29 protein-coding genes are annotated in these 25,699 nt (G+C 61.4%); 17 read left to right on the top strand and 12 right to left on the bottom strand.

The features are described from left to right. The first annotated feature begins 52 nt into the window (after positions 1-52). The gene (locus JJ959_RS05625; protein WP_292880648.1) at positions 53-871 is read left to right on the top strand and encodes a flagellin; all 819 of its coding nucleotides are present in this window, start codon (positions 53-55) and stop codon (positions 869-871) included. A gap of 33 nt (positions 872-904) precedes the next feature. Next, on the top strand, positions 905-1,279 hold the full coding sequence (gene flaF / locus JJ959_RS05620; protein WP_292880646.1) for a flagellar biosynthesis regulator FlaF: 375 nt from the start codon (positions 905-907) through the stop codon (positions 1,277-1,279). A gap of 15 nt (positions 1,280-1,294) precedes the next feature. Here the strand turns inward: flaF and JJ959_RS05615 are convergent, their stop codons facing one another. Continuing rightward, positions 1,295-3,007 carry a tetratricopeptide repeat protein gene (locus JJ959_RS05615; protein WP_292880643.1) on the bottom strand — a complete coding sequence of 571 codons (1,713 nt, stop codon included), beginning with the start codon at positions 3,005-3,007 and terminating at the stop codon, positions 1,295-1,297. A gap of 160 nt (positions 3,008-3,167) precedes the next feature. On the opposite strand from JJ959_RS05615, the gene flgK reads away from it, so the two are divergent. The 4 genes from flgK to JJ959_RS05595 all read left to right on the top strand — a co-directional run bounded on the left by flgK (position 3,168) and on the right by JJ959_RS05595 (position 7,334). Next, the gene (gene flgK / locus JJ959_RS05610) at positions 3,168-4,640 is read left to right on the top strand and encodes a flagellar hook-associated protein FlgK (RefSeq protein WP_292880640.1); all 1,473 of its coding nucleotides are present in this window, start codon (positions 3,168-3,170) and stop codon (positions 4,638-4,640) included. 14 nt (positions 4,641-4,654) lie between these two features. After that, positions 4,655-5,656, top strand: coding sequence for a flagellin (locus tag JJ959_RS05605; protein WP_292880637.1), 1,002 nt, complete (start codon positions 4,655-4,657; stop codon positions 5,654-5,656). Between the two features lie 178 nt (positions 5,657-5,834). Beyond that, a complete protein-coding gene (locus tag JJ959_RS05600) occupies positions 5,835-6,221 on the top strand; it encodes a hypothetical protein (RefSeq protein WP_292880635.1) in 387 nt (128 codons plus the stop codon). Between the two features lie 183 nt (positions 6,222-6,404). After that, positions 6,405-7,334 carry a tetratricopeptide repeat protein gene (locus tag JJ959_RS05595; protein ID WP_292880632.1) on the top strand — a complete coding sequence of 310 codons (930 nt, stop codon included), beginning with the start codon at positions 6,405-6,407 and terminating at the stop codon, positions 7,332-7,334. Between the two features lie 84 nt (positions 7,335-7,418). Here the strand turns inward: JJ959_RS05595 and JJ959_RS05590 are convergent, their stop codons facing one another. From JJ959_RS05590 to JJ959_RS05580, 3 genes are read right to left on the bottom strand one after another with little or no spacing between them, the layout of a single operon-like run. Then, positions 7,419-7,865, bottom strand: a complete 447-nt coding sequence (locus JJ959_RS05590; RefSeq protein ID WP_292880629.1) for a hypothetical protein — start codon at positions 7,863-7,865, stop codon at positions 7,419-7,421. Between the two features lies 1 nt (position 7,866). Next, positions 7,867-8,202 carry a rod-binding protein gene (locus tag JJ959_RS05585; protein WP_292880627.1) on the bottom strand — a complete coding sequence of 112 codons (336 nt, stop codon included), beginning with the start codon at positions 8,200-8,202 and terminating at the stop codon, positions 7,867-7,869. Positions 8,203-8,213: 11 nt separating this feature from the next. Then, positions 8,214-9,368 (bottom strand): flagellar basal body P-ring protein FlgI, encoded by a 1,155-nt coding sequence (locus JJ959_RS05580; RefSeq protein ID WP_366816919.1) that lies wholly within the window; start codon positions 9,366-9,368, stop codon positions 8,214-8,216. 184 nt (positions 9,369-9,552) lie between these two features. Between JJ959_RS05580 and JJ959_RS05575 the strand changes: the two genes are divergently transcribed. Together JJ959_RS05575 and dksA are read left to right on the top strand one after the other, a co-directional pair. Further along, positions 9,553-9,975 carry a flagellar assembly protein FliX gene (locus JJ959_RS05575; protein WP_292880624.1) on the top strand — a complete coding sequence of 141 codons (423 nt, stop codon included), beginning with the start codon at positions 9,553-9,555 and terminating at the stop codon, positions 9,973-9,975. Positions 9,976-10,150: 175 nt separating this feature from the next. Further along, on the top strand, positions 10,151-10,567 hold the full coding sequence (gene dksA, locus JJ959_RS05570; protein WP_193179965.1) for an RNA polymerase-binding protein DksA: 417 nt from the start codon (positions 10,151-10,153) through the stop codon (positions 10,565-10,567). Between the two features lie 121 nt (positions 10,568-10,688). Here dksA and flgH read toward each other — a convergent pair whose 3' ends face one another. Genes flgH through flgF form a run of 4 tightly spaced genes read right to left on the bottom strand, consistent with a single transcriptional unit; the run spans position 10,689 to position 14,052 of the window. Then, positions 10,689-11,453 carry a flagellar basal body L-ring protein FlgH gene (gene flgH, locus JJ959_RS05565; protein ID WP_292880620.1) on the bottom strand — a complete coding sequence of 255 codons (765 nt, stop codon included), beginning with the start codon at positions 11,451-11,453 and terminating at the stop codon, positions 10,689-10,691. A gap of 38 nt (positions 11,454-11,491) precedes the next feature. Further along, complete coding sequence (gene flgA, locus JJ959_RS05560; protein WP_292880618.1) at positions 11,492-12,481, bottom strand: flagellar basal body P-ring formation chaperone FlgA; 990 nt, start codon at positions 12,479-12,481, stop codon at positions 11,492-11,494. A gap of 35 nt (positions 12,482-12,516) precedes the next feature. Then, positions 12,517-13,302, bottom strand: coding sequence for a flagellar basal-body rod protein FlgG (gene flgG / locus JJ959_RS05555; RefSeq protein ID WP_292880616.1), 786 nt, complete (start codon positions 13,300-13,302; stop codon positions 12,517-12,519). 24 nt (positions 13,303-13,326) lie between these two features. Then, a complete protein-coding gene (flgF, locus tag JJ959_RS05550; RefSeq protein WP_292880614.1) occupies positions 13,327-14,052 on the bottom strand; it encodes a flagellar basal-body rod protein FlgF in 726 nt (241 codons plus the stop codon). A gap of 435 nt (positions 14,053-14,487) precedes the next feature. Between flgF and JJ959_RS05545 the strand changes: the two genes are divergently transcribed. From JJ959_RS05545 to JJ959_RS05505, 9 genes are all read left to right on the top strand, one after another. Then, positions 14,488-15,024: a flagellar basal body-associated FliL family protein gene (locus JJ959_RS05545; RefSeq protein WP_292880611.1), complete on the top strand. Its 537-nt coding sequence runs from the start codon at positions 14,488-14,490 to the stop codon at positions 15,022-15,024. A 9-nt stretch (positions 15,025-15,033) separates the two neighbouring features. After that, positions 15,034-16,068, top strand: coding sequence for a flagellar motor switch protein FliM (gene fliM, locus JJ959_RS05540; protein ID WP_193179976.1), 1,035 nt, complete (start codon positions 15,034-15,036; stop codon positions 16,066-16,068). Positions 16,069-16,077: 9 nt separating this feature from the next. Continuing rightward, entirely contained in the window at positions 16,078-16,626 is a 549-nt protein-coding gene (locus tag JJ959_RS05535; protein ID WP_292880607.1) for a DUF6468 domain-containing protein, read from the top strand. Next, positions 16,626-17,483, top strand: coding sequence for a hypothetical protein (locus JJ959_RS05530; protein WP_292880604.1), 858 nt, complete (start codon positions 16,626-16,628; stop codon positions 17,481-17,483). Before JJ959_RS05535 ends, JJ959_RS05530 begins: the two co-directional genes overlap by 1 nt. A 202-nt stretch (positions 17,484-17,685) precedes the next feature. After that, positions 17,686-18,075 (top strand): response regulator, encoded by a 390-nt coding sequence (locus tag JJ959_RS05525; protein ID WP_193179982.1) that lies wholly within the window; start codon positions 17,686-17,688, stop codon positions 18,073-18,075. Between the two features lie 44 nt (positions 18,076-18,119). Continuing rightward, positions 18,120-18,590: a protein phosphatase CheZ gene (locus JJ959_RS05520; protein ID WP_292880601.1), complete on the top strand. Its 471-nt coding sequence runs from the start codon at positions 18,120-18,122 to the stop codon at positions 18,588-18,590. A gap of 3 nt (positions 18,591-18,593) precedes the next feature. Further along, entirely contained in the window at positions 18,594-19,229 is a 636-nt protein-coding gene (locus JJ959_RS05515; protein ID WP_292880598.1) for a hypothetical protein, read from the top strand. 2 nt (positions 19,230-19,231) lie between these two features. Continuing rightward, positions 19,232-19,954, top strand: a complete 723-nt coding sequence (locus JJ959_RS05510) for a flagellar motor protein MotB (RefSeq protein WP_292880596.1) — start codon at positions 19,232-19,234, stop codon at positions 19,952-19,954. A gap of 38 nt (positions 19,955-19,992) precedes the next feature. Further along, positions 19,993-23,616 (top strand): hypothetical protein, encoded by a 3,624-nt coding sequence (locus JJ959_RS05505; RefSeq protein ID WP_292880593.1) that lies wholly within the window; start codon positions 19,993-19,995, stop codon positions 23,614-23,616. 21 nt (positions 23,617-23,637) lie between these two features. Here JJ959_RS05505 and fliP read toward each other — a convergent pair whose 3' ends face one another. From fliP to JJ959_RS05485, 4 genes are all read right to left on the bottom strand, one after another. Then, complete coding sequence (fliP, locus tag JJ959_RS05500) at positions 23,638-24,414, bottom strand: flagellar type III secretion system pore protein FliP (RefSeq protein ID WP_292880590.1); 777 nt, start codon at positions 24,412-24,414, stop codon at positions 23,638-23,640. Further along, the gene (locus JJ959_RS05495; protein ID WP_292880588.1) at positions 24,411-24,749 is read right to left on the bottom strand and encodes a flagellar biosynthetic protein FliO; all 339 of its coding nucleotides are present in this window, start codon (positions 24,747-24,749) and stop codon (positions 24,411-24,413) included. The genes fliP and JJ959_RS05495 overlap by 4 nt, the downstream gene beginning before the upstream one ends. Before the next feature lie 116 nt (positions 24,750-24,865). Then, on the bottom strand, positions 24,866-25,198 hold the full coding sequence (locus tag JJ959_RS05490; protein ID WP_292880585.1) for a hypothetical protein: 333 nt from the start codon (positions 25,196-25,198) through the stop codon (positions 24,866-24,868). Further along, entirely contained in the window at positions 25,195-25,602 is a 408-nt protein-coding gene (locus JJ959_RS05485; RefSeq protein ID WP_366816918.1) for an EscU/YscU/HrcU family type III secretion system export apparatus switch protein, read from the bottom strand. Before JJ959_RS05485 ends, JJ959_RS05490 begins: the two co-directional genes overlap by 4 nt. Positions 25,603-25,699 lie beyond the last annotated feature (97 nt).

Below are 25,699 nucleotides of genomic sequence, written 5' to 3'. Positions count from 1 at the left end.
TGGTCCGGATCCGGGGTAGACGGGCGGCGCAAAGAGAGAAGGAACACTGGAAATGGTTAGCAACTCGATTCTGACGAACCCGGAGGCTCTGGTCGCGCTACGCAACCTTGAGCGGACCAACAACCTTCTGGCGCAGACTCAGGACCGGGTCTCCACCGGTTTGAAAGTCTCCGGTGCCGAGGACGACGCGTCGAACTTCGCGATCGCGCAGGGTATCCGTGGTGACCTGCGGGCTCTCAGCGCGATCCAGCAAGGGCTGAACAACACGAAGGGCATCGCGCAGGTCGCACTCGCCGGCACGACATCGATCTCCAATCTGTTGCAGGATGTACGGCAAAAGCTGACGGAACTCTCCAACGAGGGCATCACCACGCAGCAGCGCAACATTCTGACCGACGATTTCAACGAGCTCATGTCCCAGGCGCGGAACTTCGTCACAAACGCTGTTTTCAACGGGATCAATGTTCTCAACACGTCGACGTCGGTGAACACGCTGTCGAACCTCAACAACGACACGATCACGCTGCGTGCCCGCAACCTGCTGACCGAAATCAATTCGCTCGGCGGCGCGACGCTGACCAGCGCGACCAATGCGCAGAGCGTTCTGACGGCACAGTATTCCAACCTGGAATCGACGATCAACATCGCACTCGGCCAGCTTGGTGCCGATACCCGGGCGCTTAATTTCCAGACCGAGTTCCTGACCGCGGTCAGCGATGCGACCGAAGAAGGCCTTGGCAATATCGTCGATGCCGACCTCGCTCGGGAATCCGCTCAGCTCACTGCGCTTCAGGTTCGCCAGCAGCTCGGTGTGCAGGTCCTTGGCGTTGCCAACAACGCGCCGCAGGTTCTTCTGGGGCTCTTCCAGTAAGAGCCGGCAGCGTGAAAGTTGGAGGAGCGTGAGATGCGCCAGGGATATGCCGCATACAAGAGCGTCCAGACGCAGACCGAAAGCCATCAGCAGGTGGAATACCGACTGCTCGGACAGGTCACGAGCGCGCTTCTCAAGGCAAAGGAACCAGACGCCAATCTCCAGGACCGGCTCAATGCCGTTCTCTGGAATGGAAAGGTATGGGATGCTTTTCTGTGCGACCTCTCCGAACCGGGCAACAGATTGCCCGTGGGCCTGAAAAGCAGCCTGATTCAGCTTGCGCATTGGGTCGCGAAGGAAACCGAGCTGGCGATCGAGGGGAAGGCCGGATTGGAGGCCATGATCAATGTGAACCGGCAGATCATGGAAGGCTTGCAGGATCAGTTCAGGCTCGCAGAGGCAAGCTAACCGGCGGCAAACCCGCTAGCGTTTCGCGGTCAGCATCTGCTCCATCGTAGCGATCGCTTCTTCCATTACCGTCCGCCAAGACCGGTTGCCGCCCTTGACGAGACTCCGTTCGCTCGGAAGCCAGGGGTTGGAGCGGGCGCCAAGGAATAACGCTCCGCGGGCCGCATGCAATCCAATGACCGGCGTTCCGACAGCTCCGGCGATCAGCAGTACGGATGTATTGGTTGAAACCACCAAGTCGAGTGCGGAGGCCATCGCGGCGACCCGGTCGAGTTCATTTCGTTGATCGATCCCCTCGGGGCGGAAGACCCTCCTTCCCGTCATTTGCTCCAAGGACCGGAGCTCTGTCTCGTGTTCGTCATATTGCAGGCACACCGGAAGGATGCCCGATCTGCTGAAGAGCGGCACGAGATCCTCAATTCTCATGTCGTTGTGGCGCCAGCCGGGGCGCTGCATCCCGCTGCGCCAGCAGAACCCGACGGCAGGCCCTCCCGCGGCCACATCGAACCGACCGCGCCATTGCGCACGTTCCTCAGGATCGGGCGTCAGAAAACCCGGAACCTCCGAAAATGCATTCAAATCCGGTCGTACGTATCTTGGCATGTCGCCGAGCATGATATGGGAGCCGATCTGCCGCTCAGTGCAGAGGGTTCTGTAGTCCGCGCCCGGCGCGATACCATTCATCTGCGCGATTTTCGGGACAACTTCCACACCCTCGAATGAGCGTTCAAACAGCGCTACCAGACGCGGATCGCTTTCCAGGACTATCCTGCCGTTGTACCGGCGCGTGATGTCGGCGACGCAGGAGACAAGGCGGATTTCGTCTCCGATGCCCTGTTCATGGCAGAGGAGGAGGGCTTTGTCGTCTGTTGCCGGCCGGCCGTCCCATTCAGGAGGCAGGCAGCGCCGCTCTATCCGGACCTCGTCCTTGTGGTGTCGCCAAGCGTAGCGCGCGAAACCTTCGGCCATTTGGCCTGCGGCAAGCAAGGCATCGGCGAGATTATACTCAAGGACCGCATCGCCCGGACGCATGGTCCGGGCATACCGGGCGGAATTTACCGCTTCGCTATGGCGTTCGACCGATCGCAGGACCAACTGAAGGTTGTTGTAGCCCTCAGCGGATCCGGGGGTGAGCAACAAGGCACGCCGGTAAAATGCGATGGCTCTGTCTGCTTCGAAGAATTCGAAGAGCGTGCGTCCCATTTGGAAGAAGAGCTCGGAGCTCTTGAGCCCCATCTGTGCCAGGTTTTCCAAGGCGGCTCGGGCGTCTTGCAGACGCCCGAGCTCGTGCAGGAGTTTCGCGCGGGACAGCTGCCAGTTGGCTTCCTCGGGGCGAGCGGCCGTCGCTCGGTCGAAACAGGCAAGCGCGGCCGGATTGTTTCCGAGCAAGCGTTCCGCCTCACCGGAATTGTAACAGGCTTCCGCATGATCCGGGGAAAGGGCGAGGGCATGCCGCAGGTGCTGCCGTGCGGTTTCCGGCGCATTCGCGGCGAGAAAAATGCAGGCGAACCTGTTGAGGCAGTTGGCATCTTGCGGTGAGAGAAGCAGAGCGCGGCGCAAACGTTCCCGTGCTGCAGCGGTCTCGCCGGCCTGAAAGCTGGCGAGACCGAAGAAATGCCAGAACTGTCCGAGCTGGGGCAGGGAGGCGGCGAGGCCTTCATACAGCGCCAAGGCTTCCGGGATCCGGCCGGCGCTGTGCAGCGTCGCGGCGTGCTGAAAGACTTGCACGGGATTTGCTGAAGGAGGACCAGTCATCTCAGCATGCTGCACCAATCAAAGAGCGACGTGAAGGCCATCGAGAAGGGATGGCCAGTCTGAAGTGGCCCGGTTTTTGCTTTCTGTCTTGTGATGCAATTTAGCCGAAGAGACTTCGGAGGTTATCGCCACCATGTCAATATCCAGCGCACTTCTGGCCGCTACATCCGGCTTGTCGGCCGCCCAGTCCCGCATCGACGTGGTTTCACGGAACGTCGCCAACGCGACGAACGACGATTACACACGGAAGTCGCAGGATCTTGTGACGCGTGTCATTGGTGGCCAGGCGCAGGGCGTGGACCTGGGGGTGATCGAACGTTCGGTCAATGAAGGTCTTCTGGAAGATATCCGGACCCAGGAAGCGACGGTCTCCGAGCTGAGTGTGCTCGATGCCTATCTTGAGCGTCTCGTCGAGGCTTTCGGTCGTCCGGGCGACAATGATTCGATCTCCGCGAAGATCACCGACCTGAAGGAATCGATCCAGGTCATGTCGATCGCTCCAGAACTTGGCGCCAACCAGGCGGAGGTCCTTCGTGCTGCGGAAGCCGTAGCCCAGGAGTTTCAGGAGATTACCGCTGCGATCGCCGACCTGCGCAAGGAAGCGGACCGCGCGATCGCCGATACAGTCGAGCTGGTGAATAATGCGCTCACCAATATCGAAAAGCTCAATGACGAGATCGCGACCCGCAAGACAGAAGGCCGGACGACGGCGGATCTCGAGGATAGCCGCGACAAGTATGTTCAGGAATTGTCAAAATATCTGAACATCAATGTTATCGAGCGCTCGAACGGAGAGCTCACGATCCTGACCGGCGACAGCCGGCTGCTTTTAGATGACACGAAATTTCCGCTGACTTTCACCGAAACCGCACTCTTTACATCGACGACCGCCGGTCAGCCCTTGCAGATCGAGGACGGGTTGGCGGGCACGGCGACGAATCCGAATATCTCGAGCGAGGTTTCCGGACGTGATGGCGAATTGGCCGGGTTGCTGAGACTTAGAGATACCATACTGGTCGAGGCGCAGGATCAGCTCGATACGCTCGCGCACGAACTGGCCAACGATCTCGACACATTTACGATCAACGGCACCACTGCGGTGGTGAACCTCTTCGTGGACGCCGGCGGTAACGTTCCGGCGGATGCGCTTGGCAACGAACAGGGCTTTGCCGAAGTCATCCGGGTCAATCCGACAGTGACCGGGACGCCCTCATTCCTTGTTACCGGCAATACCGGCGACGCGGCGAATACCTATGTTGCGATCGGTTCCGGTGACCACCGCATTGCGAACGCCATGCTTGACGCTTTTCAGGCGACCCAGACCTTCGTCTCGGGCTTCGGTCTGACGGCGACGAATACAATCGAGGGTTTTGCCGCGGAACTGGTTGGTTTCCAGGCGAACCAGCACGCGACTTTCGAGAGCCAGCTGACCTTCGAAACAAACTACCGCGATACCCTGGTCCAGTCGTTCCGAGACGAGAGCGGGGTCAATACAGACGAGGAACTCGCCAAGCTGATCGAGTTGGAAGCCGCGTTCGCGGCATCGGCGCGGGTCTTGCAGACCGTCCAGCAATCGCTGGACGAGCTCGTTAACATCATTCGCTAGGTGGGAGTGAGACGATGCGTATCGCCACCCTGACAACGGCACTCAGAACCCAGAACACGATCCTGAACCTGCAGGACCAGATGCTACGCGCGCAGCAGCAGGTCTCGACGGGGAAGATTTCCCAGATCTACAGCGGTCTTTCGGGCGATAACGCCCGGATCTCGATTCAGTTGCGCGAGGAGATCCAGACGAAGGAAGCCTACATCAACACGATCAACTCGGTTCGGACCCGTACTAAGGTGATGGAAGCGGCACTGGTCGGCATGCAGGATCTTGCGGAGCAAATGCGCTCCGAGCTGATCAAGCAGCAGGAAGGCAAGTACGACGATACCGCGCCCGTGCTGAAGCAATTCGCTGATTCCGCGATCGACCAGCTTGTCAGTCTGCTCAATTCGCAGTCCGAGGGACGCAATCTGTTCAATGGCACCTCGGTTGGTACGCAGCCGCTCATCAATGCGACGACGCTGAAAACAAACGCGTTTGCAGCGATTCCCGCTCTTGCCGTAGGTAACTCCGCGACGGTCATTGCCAACTCGGGAACCTTCTTTGGAACCGACGGCAACTGGAACAATGTCGGCGGCCTTCCTCCGGGACAGACTCGCCCCTTTGCCTTTGACGCAGCGGAAGGTGTCCGTCTCGAGTTCGGTGAGCTTGCTAACAATGACGCGTTCGAGGAGCTTTTCGAGGTTTTCGCGATTTTCGCAGATGTCGACTATGCGGCCGGGCTGGATGCCGATTACAGCGCCCTGGTCACCGACGGGCTGACCCGGGTCGAGACCGCGGCCGACAATATCGGTCTCATGATCGCAGCCCTCGGCACGACGCAAGCAAGGATGACGGATATCGAGGGGCAGCATAAAGACGATAACACGGTTCTCACCAAACAACTGGACGGTGTCGAAAACATCGATTCCTTCGAGGCTGCGGCCGAGTTCCAGTTGATCCAGGGGCAACTTCAGGCCGCTTATCAGACCACCGCATCGCTGCGTAGCCTGTCGCTCGCGAACTTCCTGTAGAGTTGCGCTCTTAAATCCCCGCTAAACCGTTTGCCTGTAGGCAAATATCGGTTCGAAGGGGATTTTCGTAAATTTTTGCATGTCGTGCAAATGACTCGACAATTGACTTTTGCGATAGTACATTTATCTGCAGTTGCCGACAAAAGGCAGGTTAGTTGACTCCAGAACGGAGATCGTCATGGTCGAGATCCTATCCGGGGCGACCGCTGCACGATCGATTGCGCAGCCGGTCCCCACGCCGTCAAACCCGACGTCAGGTTTTGGCGTTGTAGCTACGGCGCAACCCATCCAGTCCGATTTTTATCTGAGCCCGGTCATCCGTTTCGACTCCGAAGCGCTCAAAGTGATCTTCGAGGTCCGGGATAGCCAGTCCGGTGAAGTGAAGCGGCAGTTTCCGCCGGAACGCGTGGTTCAGGAGCTGCAGAAAACTGCGGGCTTGGGAATCGAGATTCCAGAACCACGTGAGTCAACGGCGGCGGCGAGCACTGCTGTTCAGGGCTCTGCGGCGAATAACGAATCGGAAGCCGGGTCCCCGGCGGAATCCGAAGTCGACGTTCTGATTTGACCGTCGGATACTCATTTAAATATTTCGTCTAGGCGGCAGACGTGAGGTCTGGCGCCTTTTTTGATTCTGACGATCACTCTGTCCGAGCACTGCTCCCAGCGGGAGGAAGTGAAATTTCCCCTAGAGTTCCAAGTATGTTAGGAAAGAATGGTAAAACGCGTTTTGCCGACGGAGGACCCCAGCGTGGAGAATGAAGACGCGATCAATGAGCTGCTCAGGCGCGGGATCGCTCACCATGAAGCCGGCGAAGTAGTCGAAGCGCGGAACATTTATGTCGAGATCCTCGAACGGGATCCGCAAAACCACCAGGCGCTGGATCTCGCCGGTTTGCTCTGCATGCAGTGCAATGAGCTGGAAGCCGCAGGTGATTTCTTTGAATCCGCGATGGAAATCGAGCCGGATTCAGGTCGCTATATCTGTCATGCGGGGACTCTTGAATTACATCTCGGAAACCTAGAACGCGCGGCCGAACTGTTACGCAAGGCAATCTCGGTAGATCCGGACATTTCGGAGTCGTTCCTCTCTCTCTGCCTCGTCTACCGGTCGCAAAAGAAGTTGGGCGATGCTGTTTCCGTCCTTGAGGAAGGCCTGTCCAAACACCCCGCCAACAGTCGTCTTCTCACCTGGCGGGGAATTCTCGAAATAGATCGCGAGGATTTACCCAGCGCGGCGGAATTTCTTCATCAGGCAATCAGTGCGGACAATCAGAATCTCGAAGCCATGATGACGCTCGGGAATGTGATGATGGAACTTGACGAACTCGAGATAGCGGAACGCTGTTATTCATCCGTTCGCGAGCGCGCGCCGGAAGATATCGGATCCCGCTGCCGTCTTGCCGTACTCTTGAAGCGCCTTGGCCGTAGGGACGAAGCCATCGCCGAACTGGAGAGCGCTTTCGCGGATGCGCCGGCCGAGAGCGAGGTCTTCAACGATATCGCCGTATTGCTCGAGTCGCTTGGTAGCAGCGACGACGCGATCGTAGCGGCCGAGAGAGCGGTCGCTCTCGATAGCGGGAACGCTTCCAGTTTCTCTCTTCTGGCGCGGCTGCACAGCAAGGCCGGAAACGAAGAAGCGGCGAAAGACGCCGAGCAGCGCGCCGCGGCCCTGGCCTGATCGCCGGAGCGATCGTTTCAAGCGAGAGAAGAGTTCTCTCGAGACCGGGCCGCTTTGACGGCCCGTCTTCATTGCTGGGGCAGGTCAGAGACTCTTGCTGACCGCCGCCACGGCGCGGCTGGCGGGGCAATACGCAGCGTATCCGGTTCGCGGCCGGCCGAAAGACGGCTCTTCCGCGGTGATCCCGCGCTGCTTCCTGACCGAATCCATAATCAGCGACACGACCCGTTCGGCGGCATCGTGGCTGGACCTCAGGGCCAGCATGTTGTCGGAAAGGGCACAGCGGAAACGCTGATAGAGCTCCCGGAGCGCGGTGCGTTCATCGGCAGGGATCATTTCCAGGACTTCCGGGTGGCTCCGCATTTCTGTCTGATGTTTTTCGAATGAGATCGATAGCTGGCGCTTTCGTGCCTGAAGCTTGTCGAGGGTCTTGAACTCGCGCCTTTTCAGCATCGCGGTTTCCTCGTTCAGCAGCTTCATCAGGCCGATCATGCTCTCGCGGAATGCGTCAATGATGGATAGGTCGGCCATGTCAATTCACCTCCTGAAGCGCGAGCAGTTGCCGCTCGATGGTGTCTGCGATCCCGATACCGCCGGTGTTGGCGATCTGCTTGCCGTATTCGTCGACCATCAGGTCGCGATAAATGTCTTCCGCCGGACCGCCGCCGAACATTTCGCCGTTTCCGACGCCTTTGAACATGTGGCCGAGCATCTGGCTGATAAAGATCGACTCGAATTCCTCGGCGGCCTGGCGCACCTCTTCGCGGTTCTTGCCGGCGGCCTTCAGCCGGTTCGCGGCCGCGTCGGTCTGCGACGCCCGCAGGTTGGTCGTGGCGGAGGCGGTTTCCGTGAGAGCCATGCTATCCATGATACAGCTCCTTAGAGGACTTCGATTTCAGCTTGCAGGGCGCCGGCAGCCTTGATCGCCTGCAGGATGGAGATCAGGTCGCGCGGCCCGATGCCGAGGGCGTTCAGTCCGTCGACGAGTTCCTGCAGCGTGACGCTCTGGGCCAGTACGGACAGCTGCTTATCCTCGTCCTGATCGATTTCGATCTGAGTCCGCGGAACGGTGACGGTTTCGCCGGTCTGCGCGAAAGGCTGTGGCTGCGAGACCTGCGGCGTCTCGGTGATCCGGATCGTCAGGTTGCCCTGGGCGATGGCGACGGTGCTGATGCGGACATTCTCGCCCATCACGATGATTCCGGTTGTCTCGTTGATGACGACTTTTGCGGGGATGTCCGGTGTGACGCGCAGCTGCTCGATATCCGTGATCAGCGCAACCGCGTTGCCGCGATAGTTTTCGGGAACCAGCATCCGAACGGAGGAAAGATCCCGTGCCTGAGCGATCGGCAGGCCGACGAAGGCGTTGATCGCTTGCGAGATACGGCGCGCAGTCGTGAAATCGGGGTTCTTCAGGGCGATCGTGACGGTTTCCATCTGCATCATCGAATAGTCGATTTCGCGTTCGATGATGGCGCCATTGGCGATCCGGCCACTTGTCGGTACACCCTGCACGATCGTTTCGCCCTCGCCGCCGGCGGAGATCGCACCGGTCGCGACGGATCCTTGCGCGACGGCGTAGACTTCGCCATCCGCGCCGACCAGGGGAGTAACGAGCAGCGTGCCGCCCAGAAGATCCTCTGCATCGCCGATCGCGGAAATCGAGACGTCGATTCGGCTGCCCTGTTTGGAGAAGGGGGGCAGGATCGCGGTTACCATGACGGCGGCGACGTTGTCGGTGTCGAGATTGTTGTCGCGTGCATTTACGCCGAGACGCTCCAGCATGCCGACGAGGCTTTCACGGGTAAAAATTGCACTGCCGAGATCGTCGCCGGTGCCGTTCAGGCCGACCACAAGGCCATAGCCGACCAGCATGTTTTCACGGACACCCTCGAAATCGACGATATCCTTGATTCTGGTCTGGCTGAGCGCGTCGCCGGGGGCGCTCAGAAGCAGCAAAACTGCCGCAAACAGGCTGAGAGCCATCCGTTTCGGGGAGATGGAGCGGTGCACCTTGTTTTTCTGCGGCCACATCGGTTCCGGTTCCTCTTGCTAGAGCTGAGCCGTTTCTCGGACTCCTATTGGCCAGACCATATGCGAGGATCGTGCCAACTTCCGGGGCTCCGAGAGACCAATTGTCCGGCAGTCCCATGGCGATGCTGGCTATGCGGGATCTCGGACGGTAGAATATCTGTACGGAACAGCGTAGGGTTCTGGAATGAAAGTAGATCCATCACGCCGCGTGAATACCCCGTCGACACGTAAGACGTCGAAGTCGGGAAGCACCAGCGGAACCCAGTTTTCTGGTCTTCTTGAGGAGACCCAGGAAAGCAGGTCGGCCCAGGGAACCCGGGCGGCGACCTCCGTTGGCGGCTTGCTCGCCGTTCAGGAGGCGGATGCCGACGGCCGGCGTGGCGCCAAGCAGGGGCAGGCCCAGGGCGAGGATCTTCTTGCGCGCCTCGAACGGCTCAGGGACGGGTTGCTTCTGGGGGCGATCCCCGAGTCGGAATTGCGCGGGCTGGCGCAGACCATAAAGCAGACCAAAGAACGCACCTTCACCGATCCGCGGCTCGGCGAAATCCTGGATGAAATCGAACTCAGGGCGCGTGTCGAACTCGCCAAACTGGGGACTTTTTTATAGAGATTTTGCGCCGGATCGAATTTTTATATTATTTTCAATAAGTTATTTGTTTTTCCGGGACCGCCCTCAAAGGCAAACAGAAGCTTGAAACCTGATAGGACGCGGACCTATACTCCGGCCGCTCCAAAAGGGCAGAAATCTTGCCTTTGATTGGCCTTTGTGGTGGAGGACCGGGATGAGCGTCACGTTGCCGCCGGACTACAAGCCGTCGGAAGACGAAGAGTTTATGAACCCCAAGCAGCAGGAATATTTCCGGCAAAAGCTGCTGAGGTGGCGCGCCGAGTTGCTCCAGGAAGCAAACGAAACGCTTAGCCATCTGACGCAGGAAAATCTGCAGAAACCGGACATGGCCGACCGGGCGTCTCTGGAGACGGATCATCAGATCGAACTTCGGACCCGCGATCGCGAGCGCAAGCTGATCAGCAAGATCGATTCAGCCCTGCAGCGTATCGAGGACGGAAGCTATGGCTACTGCGAGGAGACCGAAGAGCCTATCGGCCTCCGGCGGTTGGAAGCCCGCCCGATCGCGACCCTGAGCCTTGAAGCTCAGGAACGCCATGAACGTCTCGAACGGACGCATCGGGACGATTAGAAACCGAATCGTCCCCCGCAGAAAGAATAAGGGCCGTTCCCGAGGGAACGGCCCAATTCTTTTTGGCTGTTTATGATTGGGGGAGGGAGGCAATTCTTGCCGTCTCGCCCCCGCCGTCCGATCAGAAGGGCATCAGGATCTCGAGAGCCTGGGAGCCGTAGCGCTGCTGCTGCAGATCCGAGATCTGGCCGCGTCCGCCATAAGCGATACGGGCTTCGGCCATCTCATCGTAGCTGACCGTGTTGTCCGAGTTGATGTCTTCCGGGCGGATGACGCCGCCGACAACGATTTCGCGGACTTCGAGATTTACCCGGACTTCCTGACGGCCGAACAGAACCATGTTGCCGTTCGGCAGCTGCTGCGTGACCACGGCGGCCAGGCGCAGGTTGATGGTTTCGTTCCGGTCGATACGGCCGCGGCCGTCATTCGCAAGCCCGGAGGCCGTGCCGACGAGCGAGCCGGCGTCAGCGCCCTCGGGCAGGACATCCCTCAGCAGATCCTCGTAGCCGAACAGGCCGGAGATCCCCATGCTGTTGGTGTTGGTCCGGTCGTGCCGCGTCCGGTTGTCGATCGCGGCCTGATCCGAGATTTCGACGACGACGGTGATGATGTCGCCGACCTGGCTGGCGCGCTGATCCTCGAAGAAGGCGCGGGAGCCCTCGACCCAGAGCGAGTTGGCCTGCCGGCTGGCGGTGACCGGGGTCGGCATCGGCATCGAGACCGGGCGGTAATTGTCCGCCTGCGTCGGATTCTGGATCGCCGAGAGTTCCGGCGTCTTGCCGATATCCGCGAGCCGCTGGAAGACGCCGCAGGCGCTGACGGACATGCCGATCAGGGTGACCGCGGTGAGGCGGGTGAGCAGGGCGGAGACAGAGTTCTTGGTCATTTTGCCGTTTCCTTACAAGGCCAGTTCTTGGCGCTTACCTAGTTCATTGCAATTCGCGGACCGGCGACAGAGATGATGCCGGCATCGGTCACGGAGCCGACGACGATCTTCCCGGTGCCGAGGTTCTTCACCCGGATGGAGTCCCGACGGGCGCCGTCCTCAAGAGCCTGTCCGCGAAGGGTCAGCGTCATCAGCGAGGTCTGGAACACCATCGTCACCAGATCGCCTTTGCGGACCAGTTGGATCGGCGTGACGTCGGTGCGGCGGATCACGCTGCCGGCGCTGATCGGCCGGCGGACGCTCATGCCCACGATCTGGTCGGGAGACGTCACCGTATTGTGGTTGGATCGGCGGGCCTGCATCGCCGTCCAGACGATGTCGCTTTCGCGGATCGTTTCGCCCGGACCGGCATGACGGTTCAGCACCGGCACTTCTATGACGGCATGCACTTCGCCCTGGATCCTGGCCCGGAGCGACTTGTCGTTCCCGATGGGAACCGAAATCAGGGCGGCGAAACGCTGGCTCCGGCTGTTGTAGTCAAGGGTCTCGACCTTAACCTCCGGGTCCATATCGCTCGGCACCATCATGGTGAGGCGGCGGTTGGTGATGTCGACCTCGACCCGGTCGGCAATATAGTCCTCCGTAAGCCGCTCCTCGATGGCAAGGCGGACCATCTGCAGGGGAACGGCCCGGCCTTCGCGCTCGACGATGACCCTCACGCGGCCGCTGCTGGGGCTCCAGTCGATGCCGTGCGCTTCCGCGAGATGTTGCAGCGTGCCGGCACGAACCACGAGGTCCTCGCCCGGGAGAGGAGCGTCGCCGATGCGGGCGTCCTTTTCGGCCGGGAGGCCGGAAAACAGATCGCTCAGCATCAGGGCGTCGCTCCGGAGCGTGACGGTGTCGTTGGCGAAAACCGTCTGTCCCGTGGCGTTCCCGGCGGCCGTGGCGAGCTGCGGCAGACTTACCGAAATCGCGAGCAGCAATCCGGCCGAGAGGGTTTTCAGGGGCTTCAGCATTTTGCCAGTCATGTCACTACTCCCTTGTTGGGGGCCTCAGGCCCGCGTTAGCGGACCTGGTTGACCGTGGCCATCATCTGGTCGGAGGTCTCGATGACCTTCGAGTTCAGTTCGTAGGCGCGCTGCGCCGTGATCAGGTCGGTGATTTCCTGCACCGGATCGACGTTCGAGGATTCGATATACCCCTGGAACAGACCGCCGAACCCGTCTGTGGTCGGGTTGGCCGTGCTCGGCGCGCCCGATGCCTCGGTTTCCAGCAGCAGGTTGTTACCGGCATGTTCGAGGCCGGCATCGTTCTGGAAGATCGCGAGCTGGATCTGGCCGACATTGGATTCCGCCGTCTGGCCGTCGAGTTTCACCAGCACCTGGCCGGATTCGTTGATCGTCACGCCGACCGCTTCGGAGGGGATGGTAATGCCAGGCTGCACGGTGTAGCCGTCTGCGGTCACCAGTTCGCCGGTCTGGCTGACCTGAAAGGAACCGTCACGGGTGTAGGCCGTCTCGCCGTCCGGCAGAAGGACCTGGAAATATCCGTTGCCGCGGATCGCGAGGTCGAACTGGTTGTCGGTCAGGATCAGGGAGCCCTGTTCGTTGACCCGGTAGGTTGCCGCGGTGCGCACACCGACACCGAGCTGGATGCCCGACGGCACGATGGTGCCCGCGTCGGAGGAGTTCGAGCCCACGCGCCGCAGATCTTGGTAAAGCAGGTCCTGGAACTGGGCCCGGTGCCGCTTGAATGCGGTGGTGTTCATGTTGGCGATGTTGTTGGAGATGACCTCGACGTTGGTCTGCTGTGCCAGCATGCCGGTGGAGGCGATATTGAGGGACTGCATGATTAAATTCCTTCTTCCAACAGGTTAGACCGCCTGAGGCGAGCCGAGTTTGCGGACAGAGCTGCGAAGGCGCTCGGCCTCCTGGTCCAGCATGTTCTTCACGCCCTCATAGGAGCGCTGGATGTCGATCAGGCGGGTCAGTTCGCTGATCGCGGAAACGTTCGAGGTTTCGAGGTGACCCTGCATCAGCTCCGATCGCTCGGCCGGCTTCGGGTCCTCAGTGGTATCGAAGAGGCTGCCGCCACGCTTCTGCATGCGGGCGAGATCCTCGAACTCGACGACCTTGAGCCGGCCCAGAACCTCGGGGCCGGCGCTGATCGTGCCGTCCGGAGAGATCTCGATCTTGCGGCCGTCCTGCGGGATGAAGATCGGGTTGTCGCCCTCATCCATGACCAGGTCGCCGTTGCCGGTGATCAGCTGATTGTCCGGGTCGAGCTTGAAGTTGCCGTTCCGCGTGTAGAGCGGTTGTCTGCCGTTATCGACCACGAAAAAGCCCGGCCCTTCGATCGCAATGTCGAACGTGTTCTGGGTCGGCTGCAGGGTGCCCGGCTGGTGAATCACGATCGTGCCGTGATCGATCACGAAGTCGAGCTTCTCTTCCATCTTGGTGTCGGTCTCGTACGGCGAGTAGAGCGCGATTTCCCGCTTGAAGGCAGCGGTGCTCGTGTTCGCGATATTGTTGGCCACCAGAGCCAGTTCGCGCCTCAGAGCGGACTGTCGGGAGAGCCCGATATAGATCGCGTTTTCCATGACGATTTTTCCTAACCAATTTCCAAATCGCCGCGTTCTACGGCCGTTGCCCCGGTAAAAGCAGAATTCGTGCCAACTTAGAAATCTCGTTAATTCAATGAGTTAGTTTTTTCGTCGTGGAGAAATCCGTGCCGTCGACGGCAAGTCCGTTCCGGTTGGCAGGAATTGCCGGGCGCCTGGCATCGCGCAACGTCGGTGCTTGCCGGGTGCTTCACCTGCGCATGTCTTTAGAGACTAGGTTCGCTCATTTGGCGAAGTTAATGAAAAATATGGAGAAATGACGCATCTTGTGGTTTACTTCTATATGAGGTCCGCGGCTTTGGCCCTTGCCTTGCTACTGTGGCAAGCTGGCGTGGGAAATCTGTGGCGGATACCCATTGTCAAAATACAGCCGCAATGTCGCTGTATCGAAAGTTTTGATCTGGGACGGATTGCATGGCCGAAGAAGGCGAAGTCGTCGAGGATGGCGGTGGCGAAGAAGAAGGCGGCAGTAGGAAGCTAAGCCCGAAAAAGATCATTCTGTTCGTCCTCTTGCCTCTGCTGCTGCTGATTGGCGCAGGTGCCGGCGGAGCGCTCATGCTCGGCATGCTGGGCGGGGACGAACCTCCGCCGGAGCAGGCCGCAGACGGCAATGTGCCGCCGCCCGAGGCTCCGCAGCCGTCCGCCCAGGCGATTTTCTTCGAAGTGCCGGACCTGATCGTCAATCTCAATACGAGCGGGCGCAAGACGGCGTTCCTGAAGATCAAGATCGCGCTCGAGGTCAGCAATCCGGCGGATGTCGATGTGGTGAACGAGAACCTGCCGCGTATCGTCGACAATTTTCAGGTATATTTGCGCGAGCTTCGGGTCGACGATCTGCAAGGGTCTGCCGGTATGTACCGGCTCCGGGAGGAATTGCTCAGGCGCGTGAACCTGGCGGTGCGTCCTGCGCGGGTGAAGGACGTACTGTTCAAGGAAATGCTGGTTCAGTGAGGTATTCGCATGGCCGATGACGATCTTGCTGCCGAATGGGAGGCAATGTCCGATGACGACGACGACGAAGTCGGCGGAGGCGGTACAGGTGCCCGGGTCCTAAACCAGGACGAAATCGACTCCCTTCTCGGCTTCGACGAGGGCGCCGGCGGAGACGGCGACACCTCCGGCATCCAGGCGATCGTCAACTCGGCTCTGGTCTCCTACGAACGTCTGCCTATGCTCGAGGTCGTGTTCGACCGCCTCGTGCGCATGATGTCGACCAGCCTGCGCAACTTCACCTCCGACAACGTCGAGGTCTCGCTCGACAACATCACCTCGATCCGTTTCGGCGATTACCTGAACTCGATTCCGCTGCCGGCGATGCTGAGCGTGTTCAAGGCGGAGGAATGGGACAATTACGGCCTTCTGGTCGTCGACTCGGCTCTGATCTATTCCATCGTCGACGTGCTGCTCGGCGGCCGCCGCGGTACTGCGGCGATGCGTATTGAAGGCCGGCCTTACACGACCATCGAACGCAATCTTGTCGAGCGCATGGTGACCGTTGTGCTCAGCGATCTATCGGCCGCCTTCGATCCGCTGAGCCCCGTCACCTTCCGCTTCGACCGTCTCGAGACCAACCCGCGCTTCGCGACCATCGCGCGTCCGGCGAACGCGGCCGTTCTGGCGCGTCTCAGGATCGACATGGAAGACCGGGGCGGCCGGCTCGAACTGATGCTGCCCTATGCGACCCTCGAACCTGTGCGCGAACTGCTGCTGCAGATGTTCATGGGCGAGAAGTTCGGTCGCGACTCGATCTGGGAAACCCACCTTGCGAACGAACTCTGGGCGACGGATATCGAGCTCGAGGCCGTGCTCGATCAGGTCGTGCTTTCCCTGAACGACGTGCTCAACTGGAAGCCGGGCACCAGGCTGCTGCTGAACGCCAGCCCGAAATCGACGATCGACATGCGCTGCGGCGACGTTCCGCTCTTCGTCGGGGGAATGGGGCAGCGCAACGGCCATATTGCAGTTAAGATCAAACAGAAACTGCGGAAGATGTAGGCACGCGGCATGATGAACACGGTCCTGCCTCTGGTACTGGACGGCCTGTTGGTCGTGCTGCTCCTTGCGACGATCGTCTACGCGATGATCCTCAACCGGAAACTGAACCGGTTGCGCGGCAATCACGACGAAATGGAAGTTTTCGTCGACAAGCTGAACGTGGCCTGCGCCCGCGCCGAGGCGGCGACGGCGGGGCTGCGGAGCGCCGGCGAGAACGGCAAGTCCGTATTCAAGGATGCCGCCTCGAAAGCGGAAGCATTGCGCGACGAACTTGCCTTTCTGGTCGAGCGTGCCGATATCGTAGCTGGGCGGCTTGCGAATGCGAGTGAAGGGACGTCAGTCGTGCAGTCAAACGCTGGCGCCGCCGCTGCGGGTCCGCGGCCGGACCCGGCCAAGAAACCGGCGGCGAAGCGGCCGGGCGCACCGGTGCGGCGCGGTCCGGAACCGTCCCGCGCAACCTCCTCCGGGCGAGGTGAGCCCGCTTCGGATCATGCCGGCTCCGCGCCGCGATCTGAAGCCGAGGAAGAACTGCTCAAAGCACTGAGGAACGCACGCTGATGGCATATGACCGACGAGGCAGAAAAGCCCAGACGATAGATCCCGAGGCGCAGTCGGCGACCCCGAATGCTGCCCGGATCCAGGGCGGCCGGCCGGTCAAGGGCAAGCAGCCCGCGAAAGGAAAACCGGTCAAGGCTGCCGGAGCGCACGATCCCCGCCAGGCAGGACAGCCACGTCCCGTCTCCGGACGCTCACGGGCCGTTATCCGTGTCTTGCCGGTCGTGGTTTTCGTCGCGTTCCTGCTGATCAGCGTCAAGGTCGCCGGCATATGGGAAACCCTTGCGAGCGGCCGTTCGCCGGTGAGTGTCGCGGCCTTCGCCGAGGCGGACAGCCCGGCAGCGGAACCGGTGGCGCAAGCCGCAAAGGAACCGGAGCAGATTGCTCAGGCGACGGAACCGGCCCCGAAGAGCGAGGGGGACAAGCCGCTCGACCCGGTGCTTTTCACCCGTTCGGAAATCGAGTTGCTGCAGGATCTTTCCAAACGCCGCAAGGAACTCGACGCGCGCGAGCAGGCGGTGATCCAGAAGGAAGGTCTGCTGACCGCGGCGGAAGACCGTATCGAGAAGAAGATCGTCGAACTCGAGAAAGTCCGTGCCGAGATCGAAGGGCTCATCAAGACCTACGATGAGCAGGAGGAAGAGGAGATCAAGGGCCTCGTCGCGATCTACGAGAAGATGAAGCCGCAGGATGCGGCACGGATCTTCGACGAACTGGACATGGACATTCTGCTGCGGGTGTTCGATCGGATGAAGGCCTCGAAGTCGGCACCCGTCCTGGCCAACATGCGTCCGCAAAAGGCGAAGGAAGTGACTTCCCGAATCGCGGAACGCAAGACCATTCCTGTCACGACGAACTGAACCGGACCATTTCCCGCGAGACGCTGTCAGCCGGGATATCGGGCCGAAAGATCAGACGAAACTTGCCGAGACCCTGCAATTGGCAGTATTTCATCGGCATATCAGGCATTAACGACCTTTTAATAGGATGAGGTTAGTGTCTGGCTGTTGGTTAATCTGAAGCCGGACGCGATCCGGGTTTTTACGAGATGGAGAGGTGCCGATGGCGGTCGACAAGGGCATGAAGATCCTCATTGTCGATGACTACAAGACAATGCTGCGCATTATTCGGAACCTTCTAAAGCAGCTTGGCTTCAACAATGTGGATGAAGCGAGCGACGGCAGCCAGGCTTTGCAGATGCTGCGTCGCGGCGAGGAATACGGGCTCGTGATTTCCGACTGGAACATGGAGCCGATGACCGGTCTGCAGCTGCTGAAGGAAGTTCGGGCAGATGCGAAACTGAAGAGTACACCGTTCATCATGGTCACTGCCGAGAGCAAGACCGAGAACGTTGTCGCGGCGAAACAGGCCGGTGTGAACAATTACATCGTGAAGCCGTTCAATGCCGCGACTCTCAAGACCAAAATGACTGCGGTGATCGGCGCGTTCTAATCGCGCCGACTACCTTGTCAGACCGTCGCAACGGGGGGAGTTCGATGGCCAAAGACGGAATCCGCGACGACCTGTTGCCGGAAGCGGCACTCGAACTGGATGCCGTCACCTCCGTCGCCGAGGCCGCGGCGGAGAAAATCCTGACGGCCGTCGAGAAGATTGACGCTTTGCGCGAGGGCATGTCGGAGGAGGTTTCCGAGGCCGTCGGTGAGGCCATCGTCGAGATTTTCGAGGCTTGCGGCTTCCAGGATCTGACCGGCCAGAGGGTCGGGCGAATCCACAAGACGCTCAACAGCGTCGCCGACCGTGTGGAAGCGGTCATGTCCCATACGGGCCACGGTCACGGTCCCGCTTCATCCGAGGCGAAAAGAAATCGTGACAAACATACGGAAAATGTTGAAAAATCAGGCGGTGAACCGTTCTCAGAAGAGGGTTTGTTGAACGGTCCTCAGCTGCCTTCCGATGCAAAGACCCAGGAAGAAATTGATGCGCTGATGGACCAACTCGACAAGTAATTTATGGTCCGAAGCGACGACAAGGCACGTGGAACGAGCCAACTCGGCAGCCTGCCGCTGTTTCTGAGCCTGTTTCTGTTGCTCCTCGCGTTCTTCATATTTCTCAATTCGATCTCCACCAGAGTGTCCGGCAAGAGCGATGGCGTGCTCGACAGCGTGCGCGCCAGTTTCGCCTCCGTTCTGGAAGGCGGCACCGGGACCGGCGTCTTCGAGGGCGAGCCCGGAAAGAACGCGGATGCGGGCCTGAAAGATGAGGTCTTCGAAGCTTTCAGCCCGTTGCTGAGCGTCACCTGGCTGACCGAGGAGCGGAACGGCAATCCCGTCTATATCGATTTCGAAACCGGCAAGCTCTTCGAGGGTCGGGGGATCGATCCCAGTCATGATTTCCGGAAATTCGCCACGCGGATCGCGCCGATTCTGGCACGGGAAGTTGCGCGGAGCGCGGCCGAGGTCCGGTTCTGGTTCTCCTATCCGGCGGCGGATGCCGAGCGTGAGCTCGCACAGTTGCGCGCGGCGCGCTTGGCGGAGATCCTGATCGGGATGGGGGCGCCGCGGTCCGGAATTTCAATCGGATTTCGCGAGATGCCGCGCGGCACCATGCGCATCGCCGTCGATCTCGGCACCGCGGGGCGGCGTTAGTCATGGGCGGGGCAGCCGCACGCAGGAACGGACGCAAGCACAGGGACGGTGTCAGCTGGATGGTGACATTCGTCGATCTCGTCTCGCTGCTGCTTGCCTTCTTCGTTCTCATGTTCTCGATGACGACGCCCGATGCGCCGCAGTGGGAATCCTTCACCGCCTCGCTGCGATCGGCCTTCTCCAGCGAGAACCCGACTCGGGCGCGCCAGTCCCTCATGCCGGAGACGATCAAGTCCGAGGATCCGGGATTGGGGTTCGATCTCGGATACCTCCAGCAACTGCTGAGGGCCGAACTTGCGCGCGATGCGCTTCTCCGGGATGCGAAGGTGGCGGCAAAAGGAGGACGGCTCGTGGTCTCGATGGCCAGCGATGTGTTCTTCCGTCCGGGGTCGGCAGCGTTGCTGCCGTCGGGCGAAGGCGCGATGTTCAATCTCGCGGTCGCGCTCTCGCAGCTCGATAATCGCATCGACATTGTCGGTCATACCGATCCGCGTCCGTTCGTTTCTCCGACGGCGGCGTTCACGTCGAACTGGGATCTGTCGCTCGCACGGGCATTTTCGGTCGCGGAGGCGCTGCGGAAATTCGGCTACGACAAGCCGGTAGAGGTTCGGGGTGCCGCAGACGGAAAGTTTGGCGAAATCGATCCGTCTCTGGATCAAGAGGAGCGGTATCGGCAGGCACGGCGCGTAGACCTGGTGATTTACAAGGAGCGGGACCGGAGATGATCGTTTCCCGCAAAACTCCTGTGTCGGGTGCGTCCCGCATGTTCCGCGCACTTGCTCTGTTCCTTGCCCTCATGTGCATGTCGGTCGCGTTCGCAGCCGATGTGGTGGCCCAGCAAGTCGCGGTGTCGGGAGCCAGTCGGAACGGTGTCGACAGCATTCGCTTCGACTGGCCGGCCAGGGTCGGCTATTCGGCTCAGAAGTTCGGGTCCACACTTGCTGTCAGCTTCGATCGCACCGTGTCGGCGAATTTCGGCCCTGTTGCGGGCGGTATCGGTAATTATGTCAGTGCCGTCAGCCTCGATTCCGACAACCGGACGGTACTGATAGACCTCTCCGGAAATCCCCGGTTCCGTTCGCGCCGGGACGGAAACTCGGTTGTCCTCGATTTCTATGATCGCAACGCGGCGGCTCCGCCGGCACCTGCTCCTGCTCCGGCGGCAGCGCCGGCACAGTCCGCGCCGGCTTCGGCTCCAGCTCCAGCCGCGGCACCCTCTGCCTCAGCTCCCCAGCGCGCCGAACCGCCGCCACCCGCGCCGCGAGGTTCCAATCAGCCGATTCTCACCGTCCGTACCGGCGCGCATGACCGCTATTTCCGGTTCGTCTTCGACTGGACGGCCGACACGCCTTACACGGTTTCCGAACAGCCCGACCGTGCGGTTCTGACCTTTGCCCGCCCGGCCTGGATCGATGATGCCGAGCTCCGTGCCCGGCTGCCCGAGCGTTTCAAGAGCTTCACCTCGGATCCCGGCGCGACCGCGATCGAGGTGACCATACCGTTGCAGGCGCGTGACGGGATTCGCCATTTCACGACCGGAACCCGGGTCGTGCTGGATGTCGTCGCCGGCGCGGAGCCCAGCCGGACGGGCATCGGCGCGCCGTCGGATGTTCCGGTGCCGAAAGCGGCTCCGACCGCGCCCGTCACCGCTGAGGTCCCGCCGGCACAGGCGACCGACACGGCACAGAAGGTCGCGCAGCAGTTTGGCCTTCAGACTCTTCCGTCGCCGCGCGCACCGGAACCCGCCGCGGCGCCGGAAACTCCAGCTCCAGCCGACACGAATACGCAGCCTGCGGCCGTCGAAGGGCGTGGCGCCGCTCCGGGCGTCGCGGGAATGGTACCGGCACCTTCTGCTCCGGCGCCGGCGAGGATCGAACGGGAGCCGGACGCCTTCGGGACGGCGACGCGGCTCCAGGACGTTGACCTCAAGGCATTGATGAAAGACGGCGCCTCGCTTGTGCGAAGCCTCAGCGCGGGAGATGCCGCGACGATCAGCGGTCCCGTCATTCCCGTCACCGCCAGTCTCGACAACAGCATTGTTTCCGTCCGTTTCGAATGGACCCAGCCGGTGGCCGCAGCGGTCTTTTCCCGGGCGGGCTATGTGTGGGTCGTGTTCGGCGCCCAGGCCCAGTTCGACATGACGGCGCTGGAGAAAGCCGACTTCCAGTTGCTTGGCGCCAAGGCGCAGGTTCCCGTGAACGGCGGTTCGGCGGTCCGGTTCCCGACGGTCGAAGGGGTCAATCCACGGGTCTGGCGCGACAACGCGGTCTGGATTGTCGATTTCCGGCCGCAGAACAGCCGGCCGGATGTTCCGCTACGGGTCGACACCCAGCTGGTGAGCGCACAGGGACCGCGGGTCTTCGTGCATCTGGAGGATCACAGTCCGACGGTGACTATGCGGGATCCTGAAATCGGTGATCAGTTGTTCGTGGTGCCGGTCGCATCGCTCAGCCGCGGCGTCGACGGGCTCCGCCAATTCGCCGAGTTCAATCTCCTGAACACGGCGCAGGGTCTCGTCGTCCAGCCTTTTGCCGACGATATCACCATCCGCTCTCTGCCCGACGGGGTGGCGATCACCAAGACCGGCGGCCTGACCATTTCGCGCGCGGTGCAGCAGTCGACGGACGATCAGGTCGCACAGCGCATCGACGGCCTGCCGCCAGGACTTCCGCCCGGACGGATCTTTGATTTCAGCAACTGGCGCAAGGGCGATATCGACCGGTTTCTCGAAAACAAGCAGGAGATCCAGCGCCGGATTTCCGAGGCGACCAGCATCGCGCGAAGTGGTCCGCGCCTGGAACTGGCGCATTTTTACTTCGCGCACGGGCTTGCCGCGGAAGCGATGGGACTGCTCCGGACCATCGAGGTGGAAGACGAGGATCTCGCCCGTCGGCCGGATGTGAAAGCCTTGCGAGGCGCGGCCCAGTTCATGCTTGGCCGGTTCAAGGAGGCCGAGGAGGATCTTGGGGACCGCAGCCTCAACGGACTGTCCGAAGCCGAGCTCTGGCGCGGTGCGACCAAGGCTTCGCAGGGGCGCTGGCCGGAAGCGGTCGAGCATTTCTCGCGTGCCGGCGAGATTCCTGGAGGCTATCCCCGGAATATGGCGACGCAGATGGCGCTGCTGGCGGCGGAAGCGGCGATCCGGGCGGGAGACTTCCGCGGCGCCGGCGCCTTCATCGACGTGGTCGCCGACGGCCAGCCCACTCCGGGTGAGCAGGCCCGTTTGAACTACCTGCGCGGCAGGGTTCTCTATGCGTCCGGAGATACGGACACGGCGCTCGACTTCTGGCGCAGCCTGTCGCAGGACCTGGACCGCTGGGCCCGCGTCCGCTCCGAACGCGCGCTGATCGAGCACGGGCTGCGGAACGGAACGCTGAGCCGCACCGATGCGATCACCGGGCTCGAGAGCCTCAGATACACCTGGCGCGGCGATCAGGTGGAGTTCGACCTGCTGCGCGAGCTCGGCCGGCTCTACCTGGAGGAAGGCGAATATGTGGAAGGGCTGAGCGCGTTGCGCGAGGCTGTGACCTTCTTCCCGGAAAATCTCTATGCGGATCAGGTGGCGGAAGAAATGACCGACGCCTTCGCGAAGATCTTCACCGAAGGCGAGTCGGACAAGATGACGCCGATCCAGGCGCTGTCCCTCTATGACCAGTTCCGCGAGCTGACTCCTGTCGGCGCGCGCGGCGACGAGATCATCCAGCGTCTGGCGGACCGGCTGGTGCAGGTCGATCTGCTCGACCGGGCATCGATCCTTCTGGAGCGGCAGGTGAAGTTCCGCCTGCAGGGCGAGGACAAGGCCAGGGTCGGTGCGCGCCTGGCCCTGATCCGGCTGCTGGACCGGCGGCCGGAAGAAGCGCTCAGTGCGCTCGACGAGAGTGTTGCGCCGGGGCTCGGCGCGGAGCTCGCTCTCGAGCGCAAGCGTCTGCGCGCCCGGGGCGAATTCGAGCTCGGCGATGCCGACGGTGCGCTCCGCCTGCTCTCGGGGGACGATAGCCGGGACGCGGATCTGCTGCGTGCCGATATCTTCTGGCGCACCCAGCGCTGGGCCCAGGCGGCTGAGGTCTTCGAACGGCTCGTCGGCCGCTCCGGCCGTGATGGCCGCCGGATCGACGAGCAGGCCGCGAACCTGATCCTGAACTGGGCGGTCTCGCTTTCGCTCAGCAACAATCTCGATCAGCTGAGCCGGATCCGGCAGGTCTATACCCAGCAGATGGATAACACGCCTTTCCGCGAGGCTTTCCGCCTGATCACGAACAAGACCGAGGGAGAGCTGGACGATTTCCGCACACTAGCGGACCGGTTCGGCGAGATCGGACGCTTCCAGGCGTTCCTCAGTTCCTATCGGGACAGGCTGAAAGACAAGCCGCTGAGCGCGACGAACTAGTCACTGCTTTGGGGCTGAGAGCTATCCGCCTCCGAAACTCCGCACCATGCTGCCGGCGATCAGGTACCAGCCGTCGACCAGCACGAAGAAGATCAGCTTGAAGGGCAGGGAGACGATCACCGGCGGCACCATCATCATGCCCATCGACATCAGGATCGAGGCCACGACCATGTCGATGATGACGAAGGGCAGATAGATCAGGAAGCCGATCTCGAAGGCGCGCCGGAGCTCACTGATCATGAAGGCCGGTACCAGTACTTTCAGCGGCGCATTGGCACCGGTCTCTGCCGGCCCGACCTGACCGATATCCTCGAACAGCGCCAGGTCCTTCTCGCGCACCTGGGCGAGCATGAAGGTGCGGAACGGCGCGACCGCCCGCTCGAAGGCCTCGAATTCGTCGATCCGCTCGGCGATCAGCGGGGCTACGCCGTCTTCCCAGGCCTGTTCGAGCGTCGGCGCCATGATGAAGCCGGTAAGGAATAGCGCGAGGCTGACGATCACCAGGTTAGGCGGCGACTGCTGGGTTCCGAGTGCGGTCCGCAGCAGCGAGAAGACGATCACCAGCCGCGTGAAGGACGTCACGGTCACCAGAATGCCTGGTGCGAGCGAGAGCAGGGTGATCGCGGCGACAAGCTGGATCAGGCGCGCCGTGGTCGACCCGCCGGGCTCGCCGATATCGAGTGTCAGGGTCTGGGCGACCGTCTCCGGTGCAAAGGCGGCCAGCGAAAGTACAGAGACGAGCAGGGCGCCGAGAATTATCCGCAGGGAACGGTGTCGGAGCAGGGGTACGGCACTCATGAGCTCTTATCCGTATCTGTGGTCGCGACCGGAACTTTGGCGTCCCTCAGGGCGGCGGCGAAGCTGTCCGGATCCGACGATATCCCGCTTTCGATCAGCAGGTCGTTGTTCGGGCCGAGCAGCAGAAGGTGCTCACGGTCGTCGCGGCGCACAAGCACCAGGCGCCTGCGCGTGTCGAGGGAGAATTGTCCGGTCAGGGACAGGCGCCCGGCGGTGTGCGCGCGCACGATTCCGAAGCGCCCGGCATACCGCCTGGCAATCCAGTAAACCGCGCCGATCAAGCCGATGGTAAAGGCGAAGGCGAGGAAAAACCTGAGATAGACCTCGAAACCCATGGGGGAAGCATTTCATAAGGCGTCGCGGATGGGAACAGACAAGCGGTAGGGGGGGCAGACGGATGGGGAGCGGTCTACGCAGATGCCGGAAACCGGGGCTTTCGGCCGGAGCCGGGTCAGCTTCCGCGCTTGCGGCCGGCACCATAGGCGGCGGCGGCCTGACGGCGCCGGGCGGCGGAATCGGCGCCTGCGGGTTCCGCAGCGGCTTTCTCCGCGATCGCTTCCGAAAGCAGTTCGAGCAGGCCGATCACATGTTTCATGTCCGGGGCGAGAGCATGCGCCTGCTTCGGAGGAAGGGAGGGGATCGTGGCGCAGATCCGCGCGACATCCGTTTCGAGACCGGTCAGTGCGCCGGAAACCGCGCTTGCGGGGTCCTGAAGCGTCGCTTCGAGCCGGGCTTTGACAGATGCCAGCCGTTCGGCGATCTCGTTTCCGTTTTCGGTGCTCATGATGTCTCCCCGGACCTCAGCCGCTCGTTCGCACGGTAGACATAGGTCAGGATCTCGGCGACGGCGGCAAAGGCCTCGACCGGAATTTCGCAGTCCACCTCGACAGCGGCAAGGATCTGCGCGAGGTCGGGATCCTTTCGCACCTTCACGTCATTGTCGAATGCGAGACGTAGAATTTTCTCGGCAAGTTCGCCATAGCCCTTGGCGATGACCCTGGGCGCTTCCTCGGTCCCGGCATCGTGGTCGAGGGCGATCGCCACCTGCCGGTCCTTCATGGCATCGGCGGCCCGGCGCGCGTTGGCCGCGCGCCGCTCCATGGTCGCGCGCTGTTTCTCGCGGCTTTCCTCATCCGTCGCGCCGGCTGCCGTTCCGGCGATGTTTCGAACCCGTTCCGTCATGGTCATGAGTATATGCGAGGCCCCGCTCAACCCAAACCGGACAATCTTGGCACGGTGTTTGCTTTTATCCCGGCAGACACCCCGATGGGGCACCGGAACAAGG

This window comes from Nisaea sp. (assembly GCF_017640745.1).
In the GTDB taxonomy this organism is placed as follows: domain Bacteria; phylum Pseudomonadota; class Alphaproteobacteria; order Thalassobaculales; family Thalassobaculaceae; genus Nisaea.
The sequence above is the reverse complement of the archived record's forward strand: the minus strand, read 5'-3'. Positions and strand labels throughout refer to the sequence as shown.